This window comes from Amycolatopsis nivea (assembly GCF_004522235.1).
Classification (GTDB): Bacteria; Actinomycetota; Actinomycetes; order Mycobacteriales; family Pseudonocardiaceae; genus Amycolatopsis; species Amycolatopsis nivea.
The window spans coordinates 50,898-75,724 of record NZ_SDLT01000045.1; the positions used below are offsets into that span (position 1 = coordinate 50,898).

Genomic DNA, 24,827 nt, shown 5'->3' on the forward strand with positions numbered 1-24,827 from the left:
CACCTGTCGTTCGGAATCCGGGCGGCCGCGGGGCACAGTGGATCCGTCCACAACGGACACCGGCTAGGCGGAAGGATCGAGTGATGGCCGACGAACAGCTGGACTACCCGGTGGCGCGGACTGTCGACGCGCAGGACACGGTCGCGGGCCTCAGCTTCCCCGATCCCTACCGCTGGCTGGAAGACGACGGCGAGGAAAGCGAAGCGTGGCAGCAAGCGCAGAACTCGCTCACCGACGCGTTCGTCGAAGACTGGCCCCATCTGGCCGCGCTCCGCGCTTCGGTCGACCGCTGTGTCGCGGACGGCACCGGCTCGGCCAACTGGATGGTGGAGCCGGCCCCGCGTTTCGCCGGCGGCCGCTGGTTCCGCCTCGACCGCGGCCCCGGGCCGGACTACCCGGACCGTGCGGTGCTCGTCGTATCCGACCTCTCGGACGGCCCCGGTCGGGTGCTGTATGACCCCAATGCCGACGGAACCCGGCAGATCTCCTGGTTCGTGCCCTCCCCGGACGGCCGGATCGCCGCGCTGGGCGTGTGCGAGGGCGGCTCGGAACTCGCCGAGATCTGGTTGCTGGACACGGAAACCGGCGAACGGCTGCCGGACCGGATCCCGCAGCCGACGATGGGGCCGACGGTCGTCCCGCAGTGGCTGCCGGACAGCTCGGGGTTCTTCTACACGGCCGGCGACCTGACCTCCGAGGCGTTCGCCTTCCGGGCCTATTTTCACGTCGTCGGCGGCGAACCGGCCAGCGAGCCCGAACCGGTCGATGTCGTGCACGCGCCGACCGTCCAGGTATCCGCGGACGGCAAGCGCGCCGTGGTGACCGCTGTGTGGCCGCTTCCGGAGTATGTCTGCGAATTGCCGCAGCGGACGTGGCGGCCGTTCGTCCGAGGGCTCGACTCGTCGGTGGCAGGCGTGATCGACGGTGACCGGTATGTCGCCGTCACGAACCACGGAGCACCGCGGGGGAGGATCGTCGCGATCCCGTTCGACGCGGCCGTTCCGTCCGATCCGGCGACCTGGACGGAACTGGTCCCGGAATCCGGTCGCGTGCTCAGCCACCTCAGGCTGGTCGGCGACCGCCTGGTGGTGACCGGGTCGGTCGACGCCGAGGCCCGCGCCTGGGTCTTCGACCGCGACGGACGGGAGCTGGAGGAAGTCCCGCTTCCCGGCCGGGGCGCGCTGCCGCTGGAGGTCCTGCCGACAGCCGGCTTGGCCCCCGACGGCCATCCGGACGAGTTCGTGTTCCTGTTCTCCACTCCCGTTTCCTCGCCCGGCCTCTACCGCTACCGCCTGGGCTCGCCCCAGGTCGAGACGCTGTGCTCGCCGCGCGTGCACCTCGCGGGCGCGACTGTCTCGCTCCGCTGGGCGGAGTCCCGGGACGGCACCCGCGTGCCGTACCACCTCGTCCTCCCGGACGGCGCGGACGGAACCTTGCCGACTCTCATCACCGCGTACGGCGGCGGCCGCGTCTCGTGGCCAGCGCAGTTCCCAGGCCCGGTGGCGGCCTTCGTCGAGGCCGGCGGCGCCCTGGTGATCTCCCACCAGCGCGGTGGCAGCGATCTCGGATCCGACTGGGCCGACGCCGGGCGGGTCGAGAACAAGCAGAACAGCTACGACGACCTCTACGCCATCGCCGAACACCTTGTCGCCAGCGGCGTGACCTCTCCGGACCAGCTCGCGGTGACCGGCTGGAGCAACGGCGGGGTCATGGCCGCGACCGCGTTCACGCAACGGCCGGAGCTGTGGGCGGCGGTAGTGGCCCAATGCCCGGTCGCTGACCTCATCGGATGCCACCGGCACCCCTACGGCCGGTTCGCCGTCACCGCCGAATTCGGCGACCTGGCCGACCCGAAGGACATCGCCCGGCTAGCCCAGATGTCGCCGTACCAACTCGTCCGGCCCGATGTCGCGTACCCCGCCCTCTACGTGCACGCCGGGGGTGCCGACGTCGCGTGCCCGCCGGGCCCGACCCGCAAGTTCATCGCCCGGACGCAAGCCGCGGCGCGGGCTGCCGCGCCGATCCTGTTGCGGGTGTGGGAAAACGTCGGGCACGGAACCGCGACGAGCCGGTCCGAAGGCGTCGCCCACACGACGCATTGGCTCGCCTTCTTGATGAAGCGGTTCGGCATGGTGCCGCGCGCGGACCGCTGAGCTGCATGCATCCGGCGGTCAGGACGGCCGAACGCAGAAGGGATGTCCCGCAGGGCTCGCGTAGACCCGGACGCCGGATCGCTGACCGGGCTCCAGGCACCGTCCGCCTGCTTCCAGGACCAGCCGGTGCGTTTCAGCCGGGTCGTCGGTGCGCAGGTCGAAGTGCAGCTGTTGGTCGTTTCCGTCCGGCCAGGTCGGCGGCACGTGGCCGGGCACGGCCTGTACCACCAGCGCGGGGAATCCGTCGGCCTGGAGGAAGTGGTGGCTCGCGGTCTTCGTGACCGAGGCGCCCAGCACCCGTTGCCAGAACGCGCTTTCGGCGTCGATCTCGGCGGCGTCGATCACCAGGGAAAGAAGGGTGGTGCGCATGGGTTTCCTCTCGTCAGAGGGCGGGGATGATCCCGCCGTCGACCCGGAATTGCGCCCCGGTGAGCCAGCCGGCCCGGTCCGAGGCGAGGAACGCGATCATCTCCGCGACGTCCTCCGGTTCTCCCGGCCGTCCCATCGGGATGTCGAGGTGATCGACGATCTGCTGTTTCACCTGGTCGAGGCCGACGCCGCGCTGATCTGCGATGCGCTGCAGATGGGCGAGCGCGCCGTCGGTGACCACGAATCCCGGAAGCACGCACACGACCCGCACCCCCTGCGGACCGACCTCGGTCGCCAATTCGCGGCTGTAGGCGTTGAGCGCTGCTTTGGCGGCGGCGTAGGACGCTTCGGTGCGCTGCGGCAGCCGGCTCGCGATCGACGAAACGTGCACGACTACGCCGGACCCGCGCTCCACCATGCCGGGCACGAGAGCGCGGTCGAGACGGACGGCGCTGAGGAGGTTCATGTCCAGGTCCGCCAACCAGGATTCGTCGGTGCGGCTCAGCGTCGGAGCCGCGGAACTGGCCGCGGCGGCGTTGTTGACCAGGACATCCACCCCTCCGACGGCTTCGGTGACGCGCCGTCCGAGTTCGGCGGCTCCTTCCGCGCTCGACAGGTCGGCGGCGATGAACGTGGCAGGCAGACCGTCCGCGGGTGCGGTGCGGGAGGCGGCCAGCACGGTCGCCCCGGCTGCCGCGAACCGGCGCACGGTCGCTTCGCCGATGCCGCGGCTGCCGCCGGTCATAGGACCCGCAGCCCGTGCAGTTCTTCTCCTGGCGGCTTCATCCAGGCCTCGCTTCAGTAAGGTGAGTCTGACTCCGTTAATAGTACACAAGCGGAGTCGGACTCACCTTATGGAGGTTCTGGTGCCGTCGTCCCGTCCGCTGCGCGCTGATGCCCGGCGCAACCGCGAAGCGCTGCTGGCCGCAGCTCGGCAAGCCTTCCTCGCGGGAGACGCTGATGCGCATGTCGAGGACATCGCTCGCAACGCGGGCGTCGCGATCGGGACGCTCTACCGTCACTTCGAGACGCGCGAAGCCCTGATCGAAGCGGTCTACAGCAAGGAAGTCGACGAGCTGTGCGACGCACCGGCCGCACTGCTGGAGACGCGGTCCCCGGACGAGGCGCTGCGGCATTTCCTGATGCTGCTGGTCGACCACGCCGCCGTGGGCAAGGGGATGGCGGTGGCCCTGCAGCACATCATGACGACGAACTCGCCGGTATTCGGCGAGGCCCGCACCCAGATGGCGGGCGCCCTCGCCCGGCTGCTTGCCGAGGGCGCTTCGGCGGGTCTCGTGCGGGACGACATCGCCGGTACCACCCTCCTGCACGCACTCGGCGGCATCTGCGCGTTGCAGGTCACCGACGGATGGCAGGACGAGGCGCGGCAAATCGTGTCGATCCTCTTCGACGGCTTGCGCATCCGGTGACCACGGACCGGATGCTTCGACTCGCTTGCGTCCTAGCGCTGCGGTGAATCTTTCGCGGCGAGGTGAGCGAGCACGAGACCGAACGAGGCGATGATGATGTGCGGAAGGGCTGCCTGGAGACCGTTCCACTTGCTCGATTGCCACATCTGAAACCACTCTCCGCCTATCGCCAGGAAACCGATCCCGAAAAGCATCAACTGCATCACCCAGCCCAGGCCGGACAGCTTATAGGCCGTCGACGAAGCGTGCCCGGATATGTGGTTTCGTATGCAGCCGATAAATCCGCAAATGAGCACCAGCGCGGTGAGAACCTCCCACGCGATGATGGCAAGGTAGGCGGCATCGGCAAGTCCGGGGCTGGTTATGGCGCGCCACATCATGTTGGGCGACTGAAATGTGGTGTCCATCGCCAGAACATGGCGGACGAAATCTTGATTGGTGCCGAAGTCCGTGATGTTTCCGACTGCGACAAGTGTCATCTGCAGGGCTGTTGTTCCCGTGAGAACTGTGACTGCGGCGGGGAGGGCGCTGAACCTGCTGAAAATAGGCATACCTGAATACTAGACTTATGGGCAAAGTGTTTTAGGGGCGAATTGCGGGGATGCGCAGTTGTGCCACACGCTTCCCGGGCGATCGTGAGCGGCCGCCGCGGATCGCGAGGGCTGGCGACGCTTGGAGGCTCGCGTACTAATCTCTTGCTCACCCGGGTCCGATCAGGAGCCGCCTGGTCAGGACGGATCCGCCGATGAGCGCAGTCCCCGATGCCGACACGCCGCCCGCGGACCGCGTCGTAGTTCTCGAGCCGGAGGAGGGTCTGCCGGCGAATCAGGACCGATCGTTCGCGCCGAGCCTGCGCTGGAACCAGGGCAAATTGCGCAGACGCGCCGTGATCCTGTTCGCCCTCGTGGCGGCGGGCGTGGCGCTGATTGTGTTCGCCCGGTCGAAGATCTACCTCGCACTTCCCGCTGTCGCGACTGCTTTGGTGGCTGCCAGGCCCTGGCTGCTCGTCCGGGCCACCTTCCGTGCCCCGCGCAAAGCGCGGGAGCGATTGCTCGACCTGCCGTTCCGCAAAGTGCCCGTGGACGGCAGCATGCTCCGGGCCACGAAGCGCGCGCTGTACCTGAGGCTGGCCGACGACCAGTGGTTCCGCATCGGCCCGCCAGTGGTCAACGGCTTGATCAACAGCAGGGGCTATGTCTGGGTGGTAGGCCCCGAACCTTCCGGCCGGGCAGGGCTCGTGGTCCCAGGCACCGTGAGCACGGCCGTCCTGCGCGCCCGCGAACTGCCGAACTCGGCGCATCCGGTGTCGGCTTCGGTGCTGCCTCCGACGCACAACGAGCAACTCGGCCTCATCATCAGGCTCTACCGGCCCCGGAGAATCGCGGCCGCCATCACGAAGCTCGCACTGGCGGCCTGGCTGGTCGCCACCTATGCGCCCCTGCTGCTGCACGCTTACCGGCAATCCGACGAACTGCTCGGGCTCGCCACGTTCCTCGGGCTCTATCTGGCCGCCGCTCTGGTCTGGACGTCAGCGACATCCCTGCATCAGTGGCTGATCCGTGCACCGCGGGCAATTCGGGCAACCCACTGGACGCCACTGCGGATCGTCCCCGACTCGCTGAGAAACGGCGGCAGTCGCCGGAAACTCACCTGCCGGGTCACCTCGCCGGAAGGATCCCGCACGGTGTCCATCGGCGATTCCCCCGTCGTCCCGACGGTGCGGGCGACCGGGGTCCTGTGGGTAGGGGGCCAGCCGAAGAAAGGCGTTGTGGCGATCGGATTGCCCGGCTACCCGATCCTGGGCCACGCGAAACTCGGGCGCATCGAGCACCGTTGAGGCGGCGCGCGGTCGCCCCTCAGGACAAATCCACGAACCCGACCGCGAGGCGTTCGGCCATGCGCATCAGTGCGTCGATCAGTTCCGGCGCGGTCATCGGCACGGCTTTGGAGCGCCACGCCGTCGCCGCTTCGACGAAGCCGCCGATGCCTACCAGCAGTGCCACCCGGAATTCGGCGGCGGACGCGTCCGGGGCGAGTTTCGGTTCTGCGTACGTCATGAACATGTCGACGACGGCGTGCACGGTGTCGCGCCGCATCGACTCGAGGACGTCGCTGCCGCCGTGCTCGCCGAAGAAGATCTGGGTGGTGCCGAAGTTGTCGGCGATCTGGCTGACCACGACCTCGAGGGCGGCTCGAAGCTGTACGCGCAGCGCTGCGTCGCGACGCGGCAGAACCGCCTCGAGAATCAGGGCGAGGATTTCGTCGCGCACGCTCTCGGCGACCGCCACGAGCAGTGCGTCCCGGCCGGTGAACGACTCGTAGAAGTACCGGTCGGTGAGGCCGGCGCGGGTGCAGACACCGCGCATCGTCACCGAAGCCCAGCCGCTCTCGCACCACAGTTCGCGTCCCGCGAGCAGCAGTGCGGCCCGGCGCTCCGCACGCCGCTCGTCAGCTGATTTCCCGCCGTAGGGCCGTCCCTTCTCGACTCGCGCCATGGCCCGATCTTGACAGCCGAAGGCGCGAACCTCCAATCTGAGGGCATGCGCCTTCAGAATTACCCGGCCCCGGGACTCTCGCTGCGCAGCCGCGCGGCGATGGGGTTGCTCGGCGCGACCTGGCGGCCGCTGACCCGGCTCATCCCGAACGGACGGGCCGGCACGCTCGTGAGCCGGTCGCTCATCGCCGCGGGGCTCCGGTTCGGATCCCGCCCGGTGCGGGGCGCGACGTTCGAGCGGGTCGAGGAGGGCGCGGGTCCGGTCGTGCGCGGCGAGTGGGTGCGCACGCCTGCCGCGGACCGCTCGGACGGCGTCGTGCTGTACATCCACGGCAGCGGGTACGTCGTGTGCTCCAGCCGCACCCACCGCGGCCTGACCTCGCAAATCGCCGAACGCACCGGTCTCCCGGTCTTCTCGGTCGACTACCGTCTCGCGCCGTCCCACGCCTATCCCGCCGCGTCGGACGACGTGCGCGCCGCCTGGGACTGGCTCGTCGCGCAGGGCCACGACCCCGCCGGCATCGTGGTCGCCGGCGATTCCGCGGGCGGTCATCTGGCCCTTCTGCTGGTGCTCGAACTCGTCCGCGCGCGCCGGCCGTTCCCCGCCGCGCTCGTCGCCCTCTCGCCCGTCGTGGAGCTCGACCTCGCCCGCGGCATGGTCCGCGACCGGATCGAGCGCGACCCGTTCGCCGCCGCCGCGGTCGCGCGGCGCGTCCTGCGCCGGTACGCCGACGAGGAGGCCCTCCGCAGCGATGCGCTGCGCGTGGCCTTCGACGACCTGGAGCATTTCCCGCCCGCGCTGGTGCACGCCGGTTCCCGGGAAATGCTCGCCGCCGACGCCACCGAGCTGGCCCGCCGGATCGAAGCAGCGGGCTTCACCGTGGACCACCGGATCTGGCCGGGGCTGATGCACGTCTTCCAGGCGATGACCGCCGTGCTGCCGGAGAGCGAGGCCGGACTGGCCGCGATCGCGGACTTCATCGAGACCCATCTGCCGCGCGGTTCGGCGCGGCCAGTCCCCGCGGAGGTGGCTACGGCATGATCGGATTCACCAAGCCCGTGACGAAGGGCGCTTCAGCCGTCGTCACGGGAGCAGGCAGCGGAATCGGGCGCGCGTTCGCGATCGAGCTGGCGAAGCGCGGCGCCCGGGTCGTCTGCTCCGACATCGACGAAGCCAGCGCCAAGGAAACGGTTGCTCTCGTCGAAGCAGCCGGGAGCGTCGGTCTCGCCGTACGGTGCGACGTCGCCGGCTCCGAGGAAGTCGCGGGTCTGCGGGACCGCTGCCTCGAGTGGTTCGACGGCGCCCCGACGCTGCTCATCAACAACGCGGGCATCGGAGCCGGGGGCCACACCGTCGGACACACGCCGCTCGAAGAGTGGGAACGCACGCTGCGGATCAACCTGTGGGGCGTCATCCACGGGTGCCACCACTTCCTGCCCGCGATGAAAAACGCGGGCCGCGGCGGTGTCGTCAATGTGGCATCGGCCGCGGGGTTCGCGGCTGGGCCGAGGATGGCGGCGTACAACGTGAGCAAGGCGGGCGTGATGAGCCTGTCGGAGACCCTCGCCGCCGAGCTCGCCGGCACCGGGGTGCGGGTGACGGTGCTCTGCCCGACGTTCGTGCGGACGAACATCTTCAGCGGCGAGCTGATCGACCGCGCGGCATCGGGCGCCGCGGCCCGCATCGCCGACGTGGTCGGGATGTCGCCGGAGAAGGTCGCCCGGATGACGCTCGACGGGCACGACAAGGGCCGGTTGTACGTCGTTCCCCAGCTCGACGCCCGCGCGATCTGGCTCAGCAAGCGCCTCACCCCGGCCGCGCACGCACGGATCGGCGGCTTGCTCGCGCGAGTAGCGCCGTTCAGCACCGAAGCGGATCCCGAAGGAGCAGACCTGTGACCTATGACTTCGACGCCATGCTGGCGAAGATCATCGGAAAGCAGTGGTCGCTGGCCGACATCGACTGGGACGCGCCGGGCGCGGAGACGATGTCGGACGAGACGCGGGCCAGGATGAAGCCGTTCATGGCCGATCTGGTCTGGATCGAGCACATCGGCGCGCGTGGCTTCGCCGCGTTGGCGAAGAAGGCGCCCACGCCCGCCATCCGCGAGATCTACCGCTACTTCCACGCCGAGGAGCAGAAGCACGCCAACGCGGAACTCGCCCTCATGCGCCGCTGGGGCATGCTCGAGGACGGCCGCGTCCCCGAGCCGAACATCAACGTCAAGCTCGCGATCAAGGTCCTCGACACCTACGGCGACCAGCTCCCGCTGACCGGTCTGGCGGCGCTGATCCCGATGCTCGAGGTCGCGCTCGACGGAGCGCTCGTCAAGTTCCTCACCGACGAGGTCAAGGACCCGGTGTGCCACGAGGTTTTCCGGCACATCAACTCCGACGAGGCACGGCACATCACCACCGACTTCGAGGTCCTCGACCTGATCGGAGCCCGCGGCCCGGTCGAGAACCTCGTCAAGGGAGTCGGGCTCCTGGACCCGCGCGTGCTCGTCGGGCTGATCGTGGTGTTCGTGCCGCTGATCAACAAGATCCGCGACAACGTCGTGGGAATGGGCCTGGACGAGCGCAAGCTGATGAACGCGGTCCGCCGGTTCGCGAAGATCGGCGGACGCGGCGAGCACACCCGGTACGTGCCGACGTACCACATCTTCCGCGTGCTGGCGGGGATGATCACCGACCGCGAGCACCCCTACCACCGGCTCCTGGCCGACCCGATGGTCAAGCTCACCGGGAAGATGCCGGCGAGGCTCCTGGGCAAGCCCCAGTCCTGGGTCAAGGGCCTGTCTCCCGAGGCGGTCGCCTGATGGCCCGTCTCCTGACCGGAACCGACTGGTTCGAGCACTCCTACGTCGGTGAACGGGTGGCTCTGCTGGCCACCGGTGCCGAGGCCGCTTCGATCCTGCCGGAGCTGCTCCACACGGCTTCCTCGGTCGTCGTGTTCGAGGAAAGTCCCGCCTGGGTCACGCCCGTCGGCGTGCCCCCGCCACTGCGCCGGGTCGCGGCGAAGACCTGGCTGCGGCTGGCGGTCCGCGATGCCTGGACCCGGCGCCAGCTCACCCCGCACCGCGCTTACGACTCCGGCCGCACCCAGGTGAGCCCGAGCTACTACGCGGCGTTGCAGGACCCGCGGACCCGGTTGGTGCACTGGCCGGCGTACGCGATCGTCGACCAGGGCGTCCGCGCAGCGGACGGCGTCGAGTACCGCGTCGACACCGTCGTCGTCGGCGCCACCTCCCGATTCGCCGCCGCGCGGATCCAGGCCAGCAAGGAGTCCGCATGAACATCCGTCCCGACCACGAGGTGCTCATCGTCGGGGGCGGACTGTCCGGCATCGGCGCCGCCATCTTGCTCGACCGCGCCGGGTTCGGCGACTACCTCGTCCTCGAGGAGGGCGACGGCTTCGGCGGCGCCTGGCACTGGAACACCTACCCCGGGGTCGGCGTCGACATCCCGTCGTTCTCCTACCAGTTTTCGTTCGAGCAGCTCTCCGGCTGGTCCCGCGTCTACGCGCCCGGCGCCGAACTGAAGGCCTACGCCGAGCACTGCGTCGACAAGTACGACATCCGCCGCCGCAGCCGCCTGCGCACGACAGTCGCCGGAGCCGAGTACGACGACGCGACCTCGCTGTGGCGCGTCCGGCTAGGCGACGGCGAAACCCTCACCGCCCGATACGTCGTCAATGCCACTGGCGTGCTCACGAAACCCAAGAAGCCCGACATCCCCGGCGTCGACGACTTCGCGGGCACGCTCATGCACACCGCCCGCTGGGACCACGGCGCGGATCTGACAGGCAAACGCGTCGCGATCATCGGCACCGGTGCCTCGGCGGTGCAGATCATCCCGTCCATCGCGCCGGACGTCGAGCACCTCGCGGTTTTCCAGCGCACCCCGATCTGGTGCCTGCCCAAGCCGGACGCCAGCATCGCCGGACCACTTCGGACCGCACTCGGACTCGTCCCGGGCAGCAAGGCCGTCGCCAGGCTGATCAGCCAGTCCTATGTGGAAGTCACGTTCCCGCTCGCCGCGCACTTTCACGGCTACGTCCCGACGGCCAGCTTCGGGGAAAAACTCGGCCGCCTCCACCTCAAGCGCTCAGTCAAGGATCCGGAGGTGCGCCGAAAGCTCACCCCCGCGTACTCCTTGGGATGCAAGCGTCCCAGCTTCTCCAACAGCTACCTCAAGACGTTCAACCGCCCGAACGTCCGCCTCGAGACAACCTCCATCGAGGCGATCGCCCCGACCGGCGTGCGCACGACCGACGGCCGCACCCACGAGGCCGACGTCCTGATCCTGGCCACCGGCTTCAAGGTCTTCGAGAAGGGCAACATGCCAGCGTACCCGGTGCGCGGCTCCGGCGGAACCGACCTGGAGACGTTCTGGACCGAGAACCGCTTCCAGGCCTACCACGGCGTCAGCGTGCCCGGCTTCCCCAACTTCTTCTCGATTCTCGGCCCCTACGGCTACAACGGATCGTCCTACTTCACCCTGATCGAAACCCAGAGCCAGCACATCATCCGCCTGCTCAAGGCAGCCAGAAAACGCAACGCGACCCGGATCGAGGTGACCGAGGAAGCGAACGCCGAGTACTTCCACGCGATGCTCGGACGACGCGACAAGCAGATTTTCTTCCAAGGCCAGTGCTCTTCGGCGAACAGCTACTACTTCGACGAACACGGCGACGCGCCGCTTCGCCCGGCGTCCACATTGGAAACCATGTGGGACGCCAACCACTTCCCCCTGAGGGCCTACGAATTCAGCAGTTCCGCTCGATGACCGCGGCTACCCGCGTCTCGCGGCCGGGACGCGAAGAACGCATAAAACCCGTTGCGCAATGCGGATTTCACGTTGACAGCGCATGATCAACTGCTCGATTCGGATGTTGATGGCCCGAGGCCCTGACAAGTGTCTGAGCTGGCGAGCGAAATCATCCGCGCGGAACGTGTTGGGTATGTCCGAAGTTCCCGGAATCGCCCTTGACCGGCACGATCGCTCCCTCGATAGTGGGCGCATGCATGACTTCGACTTTCTCTTCGGTTCCTGGAATGTGGCCAATCGACGGCTGACTGCCTTCCTCGAGTACTCGACGGAATCGGCAACATCGATGAGGTGACCTTCCCGACGCACGGGTTCGGCGGCGTCACCCTGCGCCTGTTCGACCTGGAGAAAAAAGTGTGGCGCATTTACTGGTCGGACACCCGCAGCGGAGTGCTGTTCCCGGCGGTCGAGGGGGTCTTCCGGGACGGACGCGGCGACTTCTACGGCAACGATGTTCACGACGGCGCGCCGGTCCGGGTCCACTTCGTCTGGTCCGGCACCACGACGGACACTCCGCGCTGGGAGCAGCGGTTCTCCCGCGACGGCGGCGAGACCTGGGAGACGAACTGGACCATGGACCTCTCCCGGGCTTGACCCGAGACTGGGGCATCCCAGGCGGTTGCTTTTCGTTGCCGGAAACGGAGACCCGGACATGGTCGCCGACTGCCATACTTCAGTGTTGCCAATGCCGCGGCAGACAGTCGACCGGTTGATCGGCCGGTCATGAGACGACGCGGATAACGGCAAGGTTCGATCGCAAAGGGCTCGCGAGGAGGAACAGTGGTCACTGCCGAGGACATCCGCGCGCTCACCGCGTCGTTGCCGCGAAGCGAGGAAGGAGTCGTGCGAGACCAGGTGAAGTTCCGCGTCGGACGGCTCGTCTACCTCGCGTTGTCACCGGACGAATCGACGATGGGGTTCGCGTATCCGAAGGAGCATCGCGCCGGACTCGTCGCTGCCGAGCCGCACAAGTTCCAGCTTCCCCGTGAGTCGGACCTGCGCTTCAATTGGGTCCGTGCGGTGCTGAGCGAACTCGACGCTGACGAACTCGCCGAGCTGGTGGTCAACGCTTGGATGATGTGCGTGCCCAAGAAGGTGGCGGCGGCGTATCTGGACGCGGGCTGAACCGAGACGGCCACTGCCTGGCGCGCACCGCCGCGGCTGCGTGACCTCGACCCTGATCAGTGCCTCGTCCGGCCGCGGGCGGAAAGCCGAAGTATCCCGGCACGCCCGAGGCAGAAGCGTCGGGCGGCACCGTGATCGTGACTGAGCCGGAACCCCGCTCGCGGACGACAGCCGCTCGAACCTGGACCGCGATGCGTCATGCTGATCGTGCCGACTGGTCGATCACGAGCGCAGCGGCTCCTGGACGTCTTCGAAAACTGCGGAAACCTCGGCTGGAAAAGGAAACAAATACGTTTTGCATCGATATTGAGGTGCAAATTATCGCGTTTCATGGAAGCATTCTGAGCAAGGTGGCGTTGCTTGAGCCTATGCGACGACGCCTTCGCGGGCGGCGAGGAAGTCACGAGTCAGGGGAGTGCCGACGGGGTATGCATTCAGTATGGGAGGACGAAGACCAGAGGAGCTGGAACCCGGCGAAACGGTCCTGTGGACCGGCCATTCCCCGTTCCGGAAGCGGCCCCGGTGGCCGTGGGTGTTGTTGCTCGGATACGTGACCGGACTCGCGGTGCTCGGGTTTGCCTGGCGTTGGGGTGTCGCCATCCAGGCGGGCCTTACGACGTTGACCTTGACGCTGGCCGATCGGCAGTGGACGAAGGCGACTCTCACGCGCGGCCGCTACACCGTCACCACCCGGCGGGTTCTGGTCGAGGCAACGTGGTGGGGACGTCCGATCTGCCGCGCCGAGCGCCTGTCGGACCAAAGTACTTGGGATACACGAAGACCGAGCAGGTGTCCGCAGGTAATACAGCGATCTGGGAGAACATGGATGCCGTTTTCAAGGGTGCGAATTTCCGAAATCCCTTCCAGCCGACTAAGGACTCAGCTCGAGATGGAACCTGCGGACTGGACATCGGGCCTGATGGAGAGCTGTGAGGGCTGACATGGCTGGCGAAATGAGCAAGGAGTTGATCATCAGCCCTCGCAGTGAGCGAGTGAGAGAGGAGTTGGCAGACGCAGATGCCTGGAGTTCGTATGCGGCAGCACTGCGCCAGGTGCTCACTGCGGTGATCGCGAAGAGCGGCATTGACTTTCTAGAGGTCGGCGAGCTACTGGTGAATGACCCCCTTCCTGACAGGCACCGCGGCCTTCGCAACGGCGCGGAGGTCCAGTTCCCGCAGGCGATTGACCTTGTCGAGGGAATGGCAGCGGGGCGCGGGCCGTATTGCCAGCTTTCCATCCCGGAGCGGCTTCAGATCGAGTCGGGATGGGACGGGGCTGTACACCTCTACCTGACGCGAGCGGTGGCCGCCGATCTCGCGAGACTCCGTTCCCAGGACGCGATTCTCCAGTGGCGCGACGCAGCTCCTGAGCCCACCGCGATCTCGAATCCTGTTGGTGCCGTCGCGGACGAGAGTTTTTGGGAGACGGTGGCGAAGATATCCGAACGCCTCACCTTAGTGTGTGAGCGCTGGGCGTACGGTACCTCCGGGTGCCGATGGTTCCGCGTAAGTCGGGAGAACGCAGCCGAGGTGGCCCGGCTCATGCGGCCACGTTCACTGGTTTGCGTGATAAGCGATCCGGCGTTGCAACCCCGGAATGAGCTATTGGAGGACGACTTCACGGCCTTCGCAGCCCCACTGCTGCCCGGTGAGCTGCGCTATCGGGCCTACCCCGGTGGTGCCGATACGCTCTCTGAGGTTACGGGTGAGGGTTTCTCCCTCATGCTGGCGGACAGATTGATGGGCGATTGGTGCGCCGTGATGCCGGACTCGGACGGGGTGAACAGGGCGCAATGGGAAAGCCCAGGGGCCTAGTTTATAGGCCAACACTCTAGGTCGGCGTCCTCAGTTAAGTGCTCAACGGTTGGCCTGAGGTCGGGTTGTAGCGGAGTGAGCCGGGTGGGATGTTCCGAATACTTCTCCGTGACATGCTGATGCCCGTATAGCCCCGGCGGCGTTCGGATACCTTCGCCCTGAGCCGCAACAGAAGCGCCAGCGCGTGGGCGCGTGTGCTCGGACGCAATACTCGCGTCGGTCGATCCCCGGATCCGCGCTGCCGTGCGTGCCGCAGCCGACGCGCTCGAGAGGGCCGGGCGTGAACTGGTCGAAACCGACATTCGGTTGAGTGAAGAAGCGACCGCCGCTTATTTCACGGCCTGGGTCGCATATGTCGCGCAACTGCCGGTCCCTGTCGGACGCGAGAACGATCTGCAGGAGGTGACCAGGCTACTGCGGCGGCTCGGAGCCGCTGTGGTGCCGGCCGACCTATCAGGCGAGGTCGCGTTGCTGGACGCTGCCCACAACCGAGTGGATGTCGAGCTCGGTCCCGGCTGTTCGCGTCCGAAACTGGCGATCGGTGAGCTGCGGCGTTCCGACCCGGTGGCTGCTGTAGCAGCGCAAGCTGAGTTCGCGCCGTTCACGATCCCTGCCAACGTCGAAGGCAGACCAAGCATCACAGTCCCGGTTGGGCTCCCGGCGGACCCGGGCCCCCTTTCGCTGTAATGCTGTCCGCACGCCGTGGATATGATTGGTGGCTCTTGGTATTTGCAGCCGAGGTCGAGCACGCTGTGGATGGCTTCCGACGGCCGGAATGCCCATCGCGCACGTGCACCACTGGGGGAGATTCGTGGTGACAGCATCGTCCAGTACAGCGGAGAAAGCCGTGCTTCCCCGCATTTTTCACGTCTGGCTGGGCGGTGCTCTGGTGTCGCAACTCGGCGACGCCGCTTTGTACTTCGCATTGGGGTGGGCGGCCTCGGCTCACGGCGGCCTGGCGTCCGGTTGGATTCTGTCGGCGGTCGCGCTGCCGCGGACGATTCTGCTCTTGTTCGGCGGCGCCGTCGGCGATCGGCTCGGTGCCCGACAGGTCATGATCGTCGGTGATGCCGTGATGCTGGTTGTCGCCGTAACACTGGCTGTCGTGTCGGGGGCAGCTGGGGCACCGTTGGCCATTCTCGTGATAGCTGCCCTCATAGTCGGCACAAACGACGCCTTCTACCTGCCCTCGTCCGGATCGATGCCCCGCCGGCTCGTCGAGCCCGAATTGCTCCCGCGGGCAGTCGCGCTTCGTCAGAGCGGAACGCAGGTGATTAGTCTGGTCGGTGCTCCTATCGGTGGTGCCTTGGTGGCATTCGCCGGGCTCTCCGCGGCGGCATGGGCCGACGCGATCACCTTCGCCGTGGTACTGGTCGTGCTGGTTGTGGTGCGTCCGCCGTTCACCCCGCCGTCGCCCGCGCAGCGCAAGCACATCCTGCGCGAGGTGTGGGAAGGGATCCAGGTCGCGGTCAGGACCTCCGGACTGGGACCCGTCCTGTTGCTCGTCGCGGGCGCGGCGGGATTCGTGCTGCCTTTTGCAACTTTGCTGATCCCGCTGCTGGCGCGAGAGCACGGATGGGGTTCGACCGGTGCGGGGTTTGTGGTCGGAGCCCAGAGCATGGGCACGATCGTCGTAACCCTGATCATCAGTCGCCGCGGGATCTTCGCCCGCTCCGGCATTGTTGCCGCGCTCGCGCTGGCGGTGGTCGCCGTGGGCGAACTGGCGGTTGGCCTCGCGCCAGCGCTGCCAATGGCCATCACGGGCGCGTTAGGCGTCGGCGCGGCGAGCGGCATGTTCGTCAGCCACCTCAGCCCGCTGCTCCTCAGCGCCGCTCCTGATACTCATCTCGCTCGTGTCCAGGCAATCCTCTCGGTGATCCAGAGTGTGACTCTGTTGGCGACCAACAACATCATCGGCTCAGTTGCCCACGCGCTCGGACCTCAAGCCGGGACCCTCGTGTGTACGGCCGCGCTGCTTATGTGCGCCGCGGCGGGACTCTTCAGCCGGCCCATCCGCAGGATCGCCCGACCGGCGGGTCGGGTTGTGCGTTCTTGATGGTCTGTCCGCAAGGGCATCGTCTGAACAAGGACAGCGGACGATGGTGCTAGCCACGACACTCGCGGTTGAAATGTCGGCGGCGCATATCGGTTTTCGGCAGCGGCACCGCGACGTTGCGCGCGTATGAGCCTGCGAGGCCTGGCCGCGGCCGGATCACGTTCCCCCGCCACGGGCCCGTGCGCCCGCTCAACACGAACAGCCGGCCCGACGAACTGCCTGGCGTGCTCACTCCGGACGGGAATCCGTCCGGGGCGCTAGTCCTGGGGCAGTTGTCGTTCGGGGATGCCTGCGCTGACGTTGGTCGCGGAGCGGCGGAACGCGGTCGGCTCAGGCGGGCGGGAGCGCTGTTCGCGGTCGGCGCACTGTTGGACATGATCCGCAGGTCCGCGATGGACATCCTATTGCCCTGGCTGATGGACGACTACGGGCAAGGTGGTCGGCCCGCTGTCCACCATGGACGGCATCGCGTTCTTCGTCGAGACGATCTTCCCCGGCCTCGGTCTATACGCCTGGGGCCATCTCCTGCCACGACGGCACCTTCATCTGGAGCAAGTGCTGGCCGAGTATGTCGATTACTTCAACCCCCATCGACCTCATCGCTCCTTGCATCAACGGCCGCCCGATCAAGTCTCGGTACCCGGCCGCATGACCGGCTCGGGGCGGGTTCGGCGTCGTGATCGGCTCGGCGGACTGATCCATGAATATCAGCAGGTCACATGGCGTGACACAGTTCTCGGCACTCACAGGATGCTGCGGCATTCCTCGATCACCGTCACCTCCGACACCTACACCACGGTCCTGCCTCAGGTCGCGTTCGTGGCGGCGGAAGCGACGGCGGCGATCATCCCGCAGCAGTCGGCGAGGAGTCTCGGGCTCGCCAACGACCACAATGGACAGTCCAGAACCGGAAGAAAAGCTTCCGGAAAACCCAAATCCCCAGGTCGAAAACTTCTCGAACCTGGGGAGTGAGGGTGCGCCATCAGGGACTCGAACCCCGAACCCGCTGGTTAAGAGTCCACGGTCTGACCTGCCGGGCGGTGCCGAGTGACGTCGGACAAGACCTTTTCGTCCGCTCAGGGTGCGGATTGGACAGTCCGAAGTGTTGTCATCTGTCACTCGGTGTCGTCGTGTCCATGTTCTCTCGGGCTCCCCTCGGGCTCACAGATGTCGGTCTCTGTCGCATGGTCCGACCGGGTTCGTGGTGCTGGGGTCGCTGGGCGGGTCGGCGGGGGTGGTGGCGATGAACGTGGTTGGTGATCGGGTACGTCGGGATAGGGCGTTGTGGATCCAGTGTGGATGTACGGAATTGGTGGCTCTTGGTGCGGCATACGCGTCGTATCGTCATGGTCGGGAGTTCGTGTTGCGGTTTAGTGCGGATGCGTCGACGGCGTCGATCTGGCCGTTGATCGTGGACGGTCTGCTGACTACGGCGACGGTCGAGCTGTGGAAGAACGGCCATAGTGCTCGTGCTGGTGGGCGCTGGGCGGCCTGGCTGGCCTTCGGCTTCGGTATCTCGCTGTCGCTGTGCGCGAACATCGGTTCGGCTTCGCGGTTGAGCGTGTTCGGCGTGCTGGTGGCTGCGTGCCCGCCGCTGGCGGTGTTGCTGCCGGTGGAGCTGCTGAACGGCGCCCTGAAACGGCGAAGGGGCCGAGGCTGCGCCTGTGGCTACGGGTCGTGTTTCCGAGACCGGCGACGAGAGTGAGGACTGGCGCGAGTCTCATGTCGAGACTGGGGCGGAGGTCAGTCTCGCTGTGGTCTCGGACGAGGCGAGGCTGACCGCGGAGGAGCGGATGTGGGCCTACTTCGTGGTGGAGCGCGCGAAGGGGCGCACGCCGAGCGGTGCTGAGCTGGATCGGATGGTCGGCATGCACAATTACGGTCGGCGGATGGTCCGGAGGTGGCGTGACAACGGGCGGCTATCGGCGTCAGTGGAGCAGCGACCGTTGCGTGCCGTCCAAGCCTCTCTGTGAGTCAGCCTGGAACTTGCGCCGAGGGTTGGCCGGTAGATCGTGGGACTCCGGCCAGTACGGCGACTGGACGTCGCTGTGGTCCCGCCGGTTGGCCCGGAGCCTGGTCGGAGCGGCCCGCCGGTGCCGCCTGGCTTGATCGTGATTGGGGCACGGCTTGCCGCTGGCTCGTGTCGACCGTTCGGGGCCGCGAGACTGGCTCCACGCACGGGCTTCTGCTGCAGGTACGAGCCTGACGTGAACGACCGACTTCGTCCAACGGGGGAGACCGTTGCTGAGCTCTGGTCTGGCCATGTTGGTCAAGTAGGTCCGCAGGAGTGAAACCCACGTTCAGTGTCAAGGCGGATCTCAGTTTATTCGACCACCAAGGGCCGTAACTCCTCTCTGAACCGGGGGTGAGCTGGCGCATCTACGAGGTGGAGGTGCACTCTGGCGCCGGCGAGCCGGTAGCTTTCAAGCGCTACCAGATCGTTGTCCGTCCACCGACCGTCGGTGATCAGGTGAACGTAGAGATTTATCCGGTGAGCTGGGACATTGCCTAGCCCCGCTTGCCATTCGGCCACTGCTCGTTCGAGGTCCTGTCCGCTGTCGCCCGGTGCAAGCTGAATCCGAGCTTTCGCGATTGCTTCGGCGGAAAACTCCCGAAGCAACCTGAGTCCAGGCGTCGGGCCGCCGAAGGTCGACAGGAACAGGAGGTCGGCTCCGGCGAGGCTGTCGGCCCAGCGAGGACGGGGTACGTTTCTGGCCAGCTCTGCCATGGCTTGAAGATGCTTCTTCGCTGCACGCGGTGGCATGCTTCTGCTGATGTCACCGGCGATGATGGTGACCTGCGGTCGGGGGAGTTCCTGCCACAACTCCACTAGCCACTCGGTGGTTGCAGGTCCTGAGGCGGATCCGGGAACGAGGGCTTCGGCAACTCCCACCGGGGTGCCGGCGAATTGCTGGACGTGCAGCTGATCAGTGCCCGTGCTGGTGAAGTAGGACGCGCCGAGAACTCGGCGGGGTCGCCACTCGAGCAGCGGGAGGGTCGCGCTCTTGAGGTCCTGCGGTCCGTAGTTGGAGCGTGCTTTCGCTTCGACAGCGAGCAGGACCGGTTCGATATCGGTGCCCGGTGAAGCTGGTTCGGTGGGTGCCTGGGCAAGAGTGACGAGGAGTTCCGGACGGTCGCGCAGGCCTGGGAACAGTGAGGCTGGCGGGACCGACTCGTGCTGGTAGTAGCAGCGGAGTTCTGTGCCGTCGATCAGCTGTGCTGTCGCGATGGCCTCAGGGTTCGTAGAGCCTGCCTTGAGATCCCATGCGCCGTCAGTCAAGGCGGGAATCCATCGACTGGTGTCGTAGCTGTCGAGAACCAGCCTGAGGATCCACAGCTCGTAGACCTGCCATCTGGCCTTCCAATACGGCAGGTCGAAGAATCGCTTCAGCTGTTGGGCACTGACGTCGCGAAAGCAGCCGATGAGGTCCGGCAGGCCTAGGCGGAGGTAGTCGGCGAAGAACCGAATGCTGTATGGACACTCCGGCCTGGACCACACGCGAGATGTGACCTTGGGGAGCAAGCGCGCCAGGTCTTCGAGGAAGCCCGTTCTTCCGTCGACGAGTGTGTCTGCCTGCATGTCGTCATCGGACATCGCTGCGACGGCGACACGCAGTAGCTGCTCCAGTTCGCGGTACTCCGCGGCAACTCCGGGGCGGCAGTTCTTGCACCGCGCGGACGGCGGGATCGTGCCGTCGAGGCACGAGGGCTTCCAATGTGAGTCGTGAAGGGTCAAGAGCTTGCTGTCGGGTGATAGCAGGGATGGGTCGAACTCCGTCCTCGACACTTCCTCCACGATCGTTTGCTCGTAGGCTTCGTAGCGGGAGGGGTCCAGGTCCATCGTCTGTATCTGGGCGTCGGTCACCCTGACGCTGAGGTTGGCGGTGGACCGGACGTCAGCCAGTCTTCCGAGCCACGCGTAGAGGTCGTGGACCATCCTGGCCACCGGAGCGACCGCCGAGGCGAGCGCGGCCAGCACGTCGCCCGGTGGCACGGCCTCCAGCGCGTTCGCCAGGTCGGCTCCGGGGGCGACGCCGAACGCGCTCCGGAGCTTGTCGGCGAGGTCGGTGTCGCCTGAGGCGGTGCCGAGTTCCAGGACGGCGATGAGATCGGAGACGGAGGCCTGATCTGCCATCCCCCGACTTTGCCAGAGCCGCTATCAGCCGCTCCGATCGGTACCCGTCGCCGGACCAGGAGCCTCGGGGGTGCCCCAGCGACCCTCGCCGCTGATGGTCAGCACGAGGTAGATCGGCTGGCTGGTGACGCCCGTTGTGGATCTTCAGGTTGGGTGCCGTCGAGGAGGATCTTCGGACCGCGCAGGCGAGCGGCCGCATTTGTTACTCCACCATCGCCTCGTGCGCCGTGTCCTTGCCCGCCTCGGGATCGGCGTCCCACTCAGTGCCATCAACAGGCCGGAGGCGGTCGAGCGCTGGCGGAGTAGGAGATTCATCCGTTCGACGAGCTCCAAGACCTCCCAGCGGCAGGAGTGCAGGCGCTCGCCGACCTTGCTGGAGGACCTTGCCGAGCACTCTTGTCAATGCAAGAGTCTCACAGCGTAACGCTAAAGGAACAATAGCCAGATATCCAGGTTAGTCTTCTTTGTATCAACAGAATAAGGCCAGCTTGCAGGTCCTTGTGTATAATCTTGAAACGTGATCCCGTCGATCGGTAGAAAGGGGAGGGGGCTCGTGGGCGCGGATCCCTTGGCGCGCGTTATGGCAATATTTGGTGCAGTCATTTCGTTTGCAAGCCTGATAGTATCGATCGCAAACTACCGAAGGGGGGCTCGAAGAATAGAGGTCGCCGTCACTGCGGTCGATATCCGGACAACGCACTCGATGGACCGATATCGGCCATTTGGTGACGTAAGTGGTACCGTGCGGGTTTCCAACCACGGGCCGCATAGTTTTCCTATCAAAAAGATCAGCATAGTCGGAGAAACTGTGGAGATTCCAGTGAATCCGCGTGAAATGGACGAAGATCCGCCGGAAATTAAGGAATTGCGAATAATAAGTCCGAGTCATGAAGAGTCTATCGAGCTGCGCAGTCATGGTTCCATTACTCAATCATTTAAATTTGTGTCACAAGTGGAAACAAATCTAAGTCGATATAAATGGTACCTATATCCGAGTATTACACTGGAAAACGGCGAAGTGATCGCTGGTCCTTCGTTCCTGAAGTCAAACTGGCCTGCGGACTGGGTGAAAAGGCTGTAGCTTCACCACGTGCCAGAGTGTTCGTGTGCACACGTGGCCATGGTTGCAATCCCTCGCGATGGCTGCATGTTGGAGGATGTCCCCGCCGCAGCTGTCGACGGGCAATCGTGGTTAGTCGAGTTCGCCCTGGCGTCGGGTCATGGTGTACTGGGGGGCGAGCACCGGGTCCCGCGACATATGGAGCTGCCATGCGGCGAGCCACCCCACGTGACGGAGCAGTGGATCGGTATGGGCGGGGCCGCCGTGGCGCCGACGTGTCACGTGCTGGCATCGTCTCGGTGGCAGTCCAGGGGTGCGTAGCGTCGAAGACCTGCTTGCGAACCGGCAGTGCGAACTTCGCTGGCACGTCATCGCTGCGGTGCGGTGGCGCGTGCTCTAGCCGTTGGTGCAGCTTAGTACTCCAGCTGTAGTTCGTGATCGGGTGCTGGTTGTCGGTGTCGTCGCTGGTAGTGGCATTGTCGGGCGCGGTGTTGGTGGTGCCGGCGCCAGGTTGACCAGCCCATGATGTCGATGACGGCGCGGGCTGGTTCGAGGACGAGTGTGCAGTAGAGGTGCTTGATCTCGTTGCGTGTCAACGGGATCAGGCCCTCGGGTGGCATCGTGTCGCGGGCGTGGGCAGCGACGGCGGCGAGGAAGGCGTGGGCGAGCATCACCAGCGTGGTCCACCGGTACCAGGAGGTCCAGGTGCGGACCTGGTGCTGGTCGAGGCCGGTGAGTTCTTTGCCGGTCTGGAAGGTTTCCTCGATGGTCCAGCGTCGTCCGGCGACCCGCGCCAGCTCGGCCAATGCGACCCGTTCAGGGCTGTAGCAGCGGTAGAACGCGGTCTCGCCGGTGCGCCGGTTGCGGCGCATCAGCACCCAGTGACAGCCCGTTTTCCCGTCCGGACGCAGCCGGATCCGGGCCCAGTCGTAGAAACGTTGTCCTTTCGCGCCGGCTCCGACGGACAGCTTCTGCCAGGCCCGTTTCCGCAGGCCAGCAGCGATCTCGTCGGCTCGGACCCTGCCTGCGGCGGTCGGGACGCGGTAGTCGCACGCGACCGCCAGCACGTAGGCCTGGCCCCGTTTCTCCAGCGGGTCGCGCAACCCGGCGGCGTCTTTGCCGTAGACCTCGTCGCCGGTCACCCATCCCACCGCGACACCCGCGTCGAGCACCCGCGCGATCATGGCCGCGCCCTGGCGGGACTTCGTCGAAAACCTGACCTCGCCCGGAACCCCGGCCTTCTCTCGCCGATCCCGGTCGTCGGCCCAGCTCTCGGGAAGGTAAAGCTCCCGGTCGATCAACGTGTGCCCGCGCGAGGTCGAGTACGTCAGGAACACCGACACCTGCGAGTTCTCGATCCGCCCCGCGGTGCCGGTGTACTGCCGCTGCACCCCGACAGTGCGGACGCCTTTCTTCACATCCCCGGTCTCGTCGAGAACCAGCATCGCGTCACTGTCGCCGAGGTGCTCGACCACGAAATCCCGCAAGTCGTCACGAACCCCGTCGGCGTCCCACGACGCCCGCGACAACAGGTGCTGCATCCCGTCCGGAGTCCGGTCCCCGACCTGCTCAGCGATGGTCCAGCAGTTCACCCGCGGCAGCTCCGAGAGCAACCCCTGCACGAACCGGCCCGCCCGACGCCGGGTCTCCACCCGGCGAAACCGGCCCGCCACACGGGCCATGACCTCACCCAGCAACCACTGCCACCGACCACGGTCTACGCTGGCAACCGCGGCCACCACACGATCTTGAGTTGTCTTCACAAACACCCATGATCACGTGGTGGCCGCGCCTATCTCACGGACACGCCCAGCACATCACGAACTACAGCTGGAGTATTAGAAAGCGTAACATCTGCGGCGGATCGGGCAGCGCGAGGAGAGCCCTGATCCGACAGTTGTTCGGATTTGGCCCAGCAACTTGCCGATCCGGGCCTGAATGCGAAGGAATCGACTCCTGGTGAAAGGAGACTTGTGTCATCTGAGGTTGTTGTGATGGCAGCCCTTCTGATCGGGCTCGCTGTTGGCTACTTCGCGGCGCAATATCGCTCGCGACGTGACATCCGAGTGCTTGAGCGAAACATCGATGTGCATCTGACGCTGGCTCGCGCGCAGCTCCAGATGCAGGTGGACTCGGCCGCGGAGGCACAGAAGAATGCTCGGCGTGCCGAAGCCTACGATCAGTTGGGACGATGGCTACATGATCTCGAACGTACAATTGACGAGGTTTGGTCCGGGTGCTGCATGGACGACGCTTCTGTGCGTGATCAGGCAAGAGCTACATTGGATCGGTGGCCCTGGGAGACTCTGAGGGTGCCATATGAGTTCGCGTCAGCTCAGTTCTATTGGAGCGAGATGACCCGTGAGCGGCTGCGTGAATTTTCCGGTATCTCGAGTAAGTTTGTCAACAGCGCCATGATAGCCATTGGTGCTGATATGTCAGGCGAGGAGGAGCAAAGGCGGTTAGGCGAATGGAAGTCTCGGGTGTGGGAAAGTCGGTCAGACCTGCTTGCTGCCATAGATCGAGTTCGTGACCGAGTCGGCGTTGAACTCGAAGGCGTGACTCGGCGCTGAGGAGACGTCAGTCGGCTCGCCGCATGGAAAGTTTCAGTCTGCGCCATCCCTGTCGGATCCTGCGAGGCGGTGGAATCTCGACATAGAGTGGTGTCCCCAAGATGAGTCTGGTGACCCGCTTATCGTCGTCGATATCTCGCAGGACGCGAGCTATCCCTCGAAGTCGTCCGCGGTCCGGAGCGGGAAAGGCCGATCGCATGAGTCCGCCGAAAACCTCACGGACGATACTATCGGGATCCAGGCGGGGGCGATTCCAATGCACCAGGCTGGTAAGAAATTCCGGCACCACGTGGATGCCCTTCCGATCACGTTCCTCGAGTGCTTTGATAACCTCATATAGCCAGTCGCTTCCTGAGCCCATGCGACCGCTGGAGGCGATTCGATCTCGAAGATGATTGACAGACCCGCACAGGAGCAGTTCGATCTCCTGAGATCCCGGCCCAGGGTCGATACTGCCTCCGAACAGGACGATATCGTCGCCGACCTCGGGGATGGCACTGTCCTCATGCCCGGTTCCGTACGTCATGTCGAGGTCAAACGACACCCACTGATTGGCTTGAAGCCCGGGTGACGAGAAGTCGACAACGCGGCACGTGCGCTCGAGATACCGAATCACTTTCTCCAGCTTCGCGGCCGTTTCAGCCGACGTCACAGCGGTGTTCGCAGCTCCCCCGTATGTCAGCTTCGTCGAAGCGCCGGGCACGCCCACGGTCGCCTCAACGGACCGGGGTCGTATGGTCGACCACTTGGTTTCGGCAAGTTGAATTGGCTCCGGTGCGGCATCTTGA

Annotated in this window: 23 protein-coding genes and 1 pseudogene; 17 read left to right on the plus strand and 7 right to left on the minus strand. The window is 66.0% G+C overall.

Translation table 11 applies throughout. From position 1 onward, the window contains the following. Positions 1 to 83 precede the first annotated feature (83 nt). Complete coding sequence (locus tag EIZ44_RS37405; protein ID WP_167754397.1) at positions 84 to 2,153, plus strand: prolyl oligopeptidase family serine peptidase; 2,070 nt, start codon at positions 84 to 86, stop codon at positions 2,151 to 2,153. An 18-nt stretch (positions 2,154 to 2,171) separates the two neighbouring features. On the opposite strand, the gene EIZ44_RS37410 is transcribed toward EIZ44_RS37405, so the two are convergent. Both EIZ44_RS37410 and EIZ44_RS37415 read right to left on the minus strand, forming a co-directional pair. Next, a complete protein-coding gene (locus EIZ44_RS37410) occupies positions 2,172 to 2,522 on the minus strand; it encodes a VOC family protein (protein WP_134733846.1) in 351 nt (116 codons plus the stop codon). Between the two features lie 13 nt (positions 2,523 to 2,535). Then, positions 2,536 to 3,267: an oxidoreductase gene (locus tag EIZ44_RS37415; protein ID WP_134733847.1), complete on the minus strand. Its 732-nt coding sequence runs from the start codon at positions 3,265 to 3,267 to the stop codon at positions 2,536 to 2,538. A gap of 121 nt (positions 3,268 to 3,388) precedes the next feature. On the opposite strand from EIZ44_RS37415, the gene EIZ44_RS37420 reads away from it, so the two are divergent. Continuing rightward, entirely contained in the window at positions 3,389 to 3,952 is a 564-nt protein-coding gene (locus tag EIZ44_RS37420; RefSeq protein ID WP_134733848.1) for a TetR/AcrR family transcriptional regulator, read from the plus strand. Positions 3,953 to 3,984: 32 nt separating this feature from the next. Here the strand turns inward: EIZ44_RS37420 and EIZ44_RS37425 are convergent, their stop codons facing one another. Next, complete coding sequence (locus EIZ44_RS37425; protein ID WP_134733849.1) at positions 3,985 to 4,503, minus strand: DUF2165 domain-containing protein; 519 nt, start codon at positions 4,501 to 4,503, stop codon at positions 3,985 to 3,987. A 194-nt stretch (positions 4,504 to 4,697) separates the two neighbouring features. Between EIZ44_RS37425 and EIZ44_RS37430 the strand changes: the two genes are divergently transcribed. After that, positions 4,698 to 5,789, plus strand: a complete 1,092-nt coding sequence (locus tag EIZ44_RS37430) for a hypothetical protein (protein ID WP_134733850.1) — start codon at positions 4,698 to 4,700, stop codon at positions 5,787 to 5,789. Positions 5,790 to 5,808: 19 nt separating this feature from the next. Here EIZ44_RS37430 and EIZ44_RS37435 read toward each other — a convergent pair whose 3' ends face one another. Then, positions 5,809 to 6,447, minus strand: a complete 639-nt coding sequence (locus tag EIZ44_RS37435) for a TetR/AcrR family transcriptional regulator (RefSeq protein ID WP_134733851.1) — start codon at positions 6,445 to 6,447, stop codon at positions 5,809 to 5,811. A 45-nt stretch (positions 6,448 to 6,492) separates the two neighbouring features. On the opposite strand from EIZ44_RS37435, the gene EIZ44_RS37440 reads away from it, so the two are divergent. The 12 genes and pseudogenes from EIZ44_RS37440 (at position 6,493) to EIZ44_RS46330 (ending at position 18,244) form a co-directional block, all read left to right on the plus strand. Further along, positions 6,493 to 7,488 (plus strand): alpha/beta hydrolase, encoded by a 996-nt coding sequence (locus EIZ44_RS37440; protein ID WP_134669462.1) that lies wholly within the window; start codon positions 6,493 to 6,495, stop codon positions 7,486 to 7,488. Beyond that, a complete protein-coding gene (locus tag EIZ44_RS37445) occupies positions 7,485 to 8,345 on the plus strand; it encodes an SDR family NAD(P)-dependent oxidoreductase (protein ID WP_134733852.1) in 861 nt (286 codons plus the stop codon). The genes EIZ44_RS37440 and EIZ44_RS37445 overlap by 4 nt, the downstream gene beginning before the upstream one ends. Further along, positions 8,342 to 9,265, plus strand: coding sequence for a ferritin-like domain-containing protein (locus tag EIZ44_RS37450; RefSeq protein ID WP_167754398.1), 924 nt, complete (start codon positions 8,342 to 8,344; stop codon positions 9,263 to 9,265). Before EIZ44_RS37445 ends, EIZ44_RS37450 begins: the two co-directional genes overlap by 4 nt. After that, a complete protein-coding gene (locus EIZ44_RS37455; RefSeq protein ID WP_134733853.1) occupies positions 9,265 to 9,741 on the plus strand; it encodes an NAD(P)/FAD-dependent oxidoreductase in 477 nt (158 codons plus the stop codon). The genes EIZ44_RS37450 and EIZ44_RS37455 overlap by 1 nt, the downstream gene beginning before the upstream one ends. After that, positions 9,738 to 11,234 (plus strand): flavin-containing monooxygenase, encoded by a 1,497-nt coding sequence (locus EIZ44_RS37460; RefSeq protein WP_439098634.1) that lies wholly within the window; start codon positions 9,738 to 9,740, stop codon positions 11,232 to 11,234. Before EIZ44_RS37455 ends, EIZ44_RS37460 begins: the two co-directional genes overlap by 4 nt. Positions 11,235 to 11,567: 333 nt before the next feature. After that, positions 11,568 to 11,870: a hypothetical protein gene (locus EIZ44_RS37465; protein ID WP_240691524.1), complete on the plus strand. Its 303-nt coding sequence runs from the start codon at positions 11,568 to 11,570 to the stop codon at positions 11,868 to 11,870. A 186-nt stretch (positions 11,871 to 12,056) separates the two neighbouring features. Next, a complete protein-coding gene (locus EIZ44_RS37470) occupies positions 12,057 to 12,401 on the plus strand; it encodes an MmcQ/YjbR family DNA-binding protein (protein WP_037819993.1) in 345 nt (114 codons plus the stop codon). Between the two features lie 953 nt (positions 12,402 to 13,354). Continuing rightward, on the plus strand, positions 13,355 to 14,215 hold the full coding sequence (locus EIZ44_RS37475; protein WP_134733854.1) for a hypothetical protein: 861 nt from the start codon (positions 13,355 to 13,357) through the stop codon (positions 14,213 to 14,215). A gap of 192 nt (positions 14,216 to 14,407) precedes the next feature. Then, positions 14,408 to 14,902, plus strand: a complete 495-nt coding sequence (locus tag EIZ44_RS37480) for an amidase family protein (RefSeq protein WP_134668380.1) — start codon at positions 14,408 to 14,410, stop codon at positions 14,900 to 14,902. 127 nt (positions 14,903 to 15,029) lie between these two features. Beyond that, on the plus strand, positions 15,030 to 16,271 hold the full coding sequence (locus EIZ44_RS37485) for an MFS transporter (protein ID WP_205673427.1): 1,242 nt from the start codon (positions 15,030 to 15,032) through the stop codon (positions 16,269 to 16,271). Between the two features lie 456 nt (positions 16,272 to 16,727). Beyond that, on the plus strand, positions 16,728 to 17,243 hold the full coding sequence (locus EIZ44_RS37490; RefSeq protein WP_134733856.1) for a hypothetical protein: 516 nt from the start codon (positions 16,728 to 16,730) through the stop codon (positions 17,241 to 17,243). A gap of 271 nt (positions 17,244 to 17,514) precedes the next feature. After that, positions 17,515 to 18,244, plus strand: a pseudogene (locus EIZ44_RS46330) (DUF2637 domain-containing protein). A gap of 350 nt (positions 18,245 to 18,594) precedes the next feature. Here EIZ44_RS46330 and EIZ44_RS37500 read toward each other — a convergent pair. Then, positions 18,595 to 20,406 (minus strand): vWA domain-containing protein, encoded by a 1,812-nt coding sequence (locus tag EIZ44_RS37500; RefSeq protein ID WP_043837219.1) that lies wholly within the window; start codon positions 20,404 to 20,406, stop codon positions 18,595 to 18,597. Between the two features lie 517 nt (positions 20,407 to 20,923). Between EIZ44_RS37500 and EIZ44_RS37505 the strand changes: the two genes are divergently transcribed. Further along, positions 20,924 to 21,487, plus strand: a complete 564-nt coding sequence (locus EIZ44_RS37505) for a hypothetical protein (RefSeq protein ID WP_134733857.1) — start codon at positions 20,924 to 20,926, stop codon at positions 21,485 to 21,487. 392 nt (positions 21,488 to 21,879) lie between these two features. On the opposite strand, the gene EIZ44_RS37510 is transcribed toward EIZ44_RS37505, so the two are convergent. Beyond that, entirely contained in the window at positions 21,880 to 23,148 is a 1,269-nt protein-coding gene (locus tag EIZ44_RS37510) for an IS701 family transposase (RefSeq protein ID WP_081685074.1), read from the minus strand. 312 nt (positions 23,149 to 23,460) lie between these two features. On the opposite strand from EIZ44_RS37510, the gene EIZ44_RS37515 reads away from it, so the two are divergent. Beyond that, positions 23,461 to 24,039, plus strand: a complete 579-nt coding sequence (locus EIZ44_RS37515) for a hypothetical protein (RefSeq protein WP_134662611.1) — start codon at positions 23,461 to 23,463, stop codon at positions 24,037 to 24,039. 7 nt (positions 24,040 to 24,046) lie between these two features. Here EIZ44_RS37515 and EIZ44_RS37520 read toward each other — a convergent pair. After that, a partial coding sequence (locus EIZ44_RS37520; RefSeq protein ID WP_205673428.1) for an SAVMC3_10250 family protein occupies positions 24,047 to 24,827 on the minus strand: 781 nt, incomplete at its 5' end.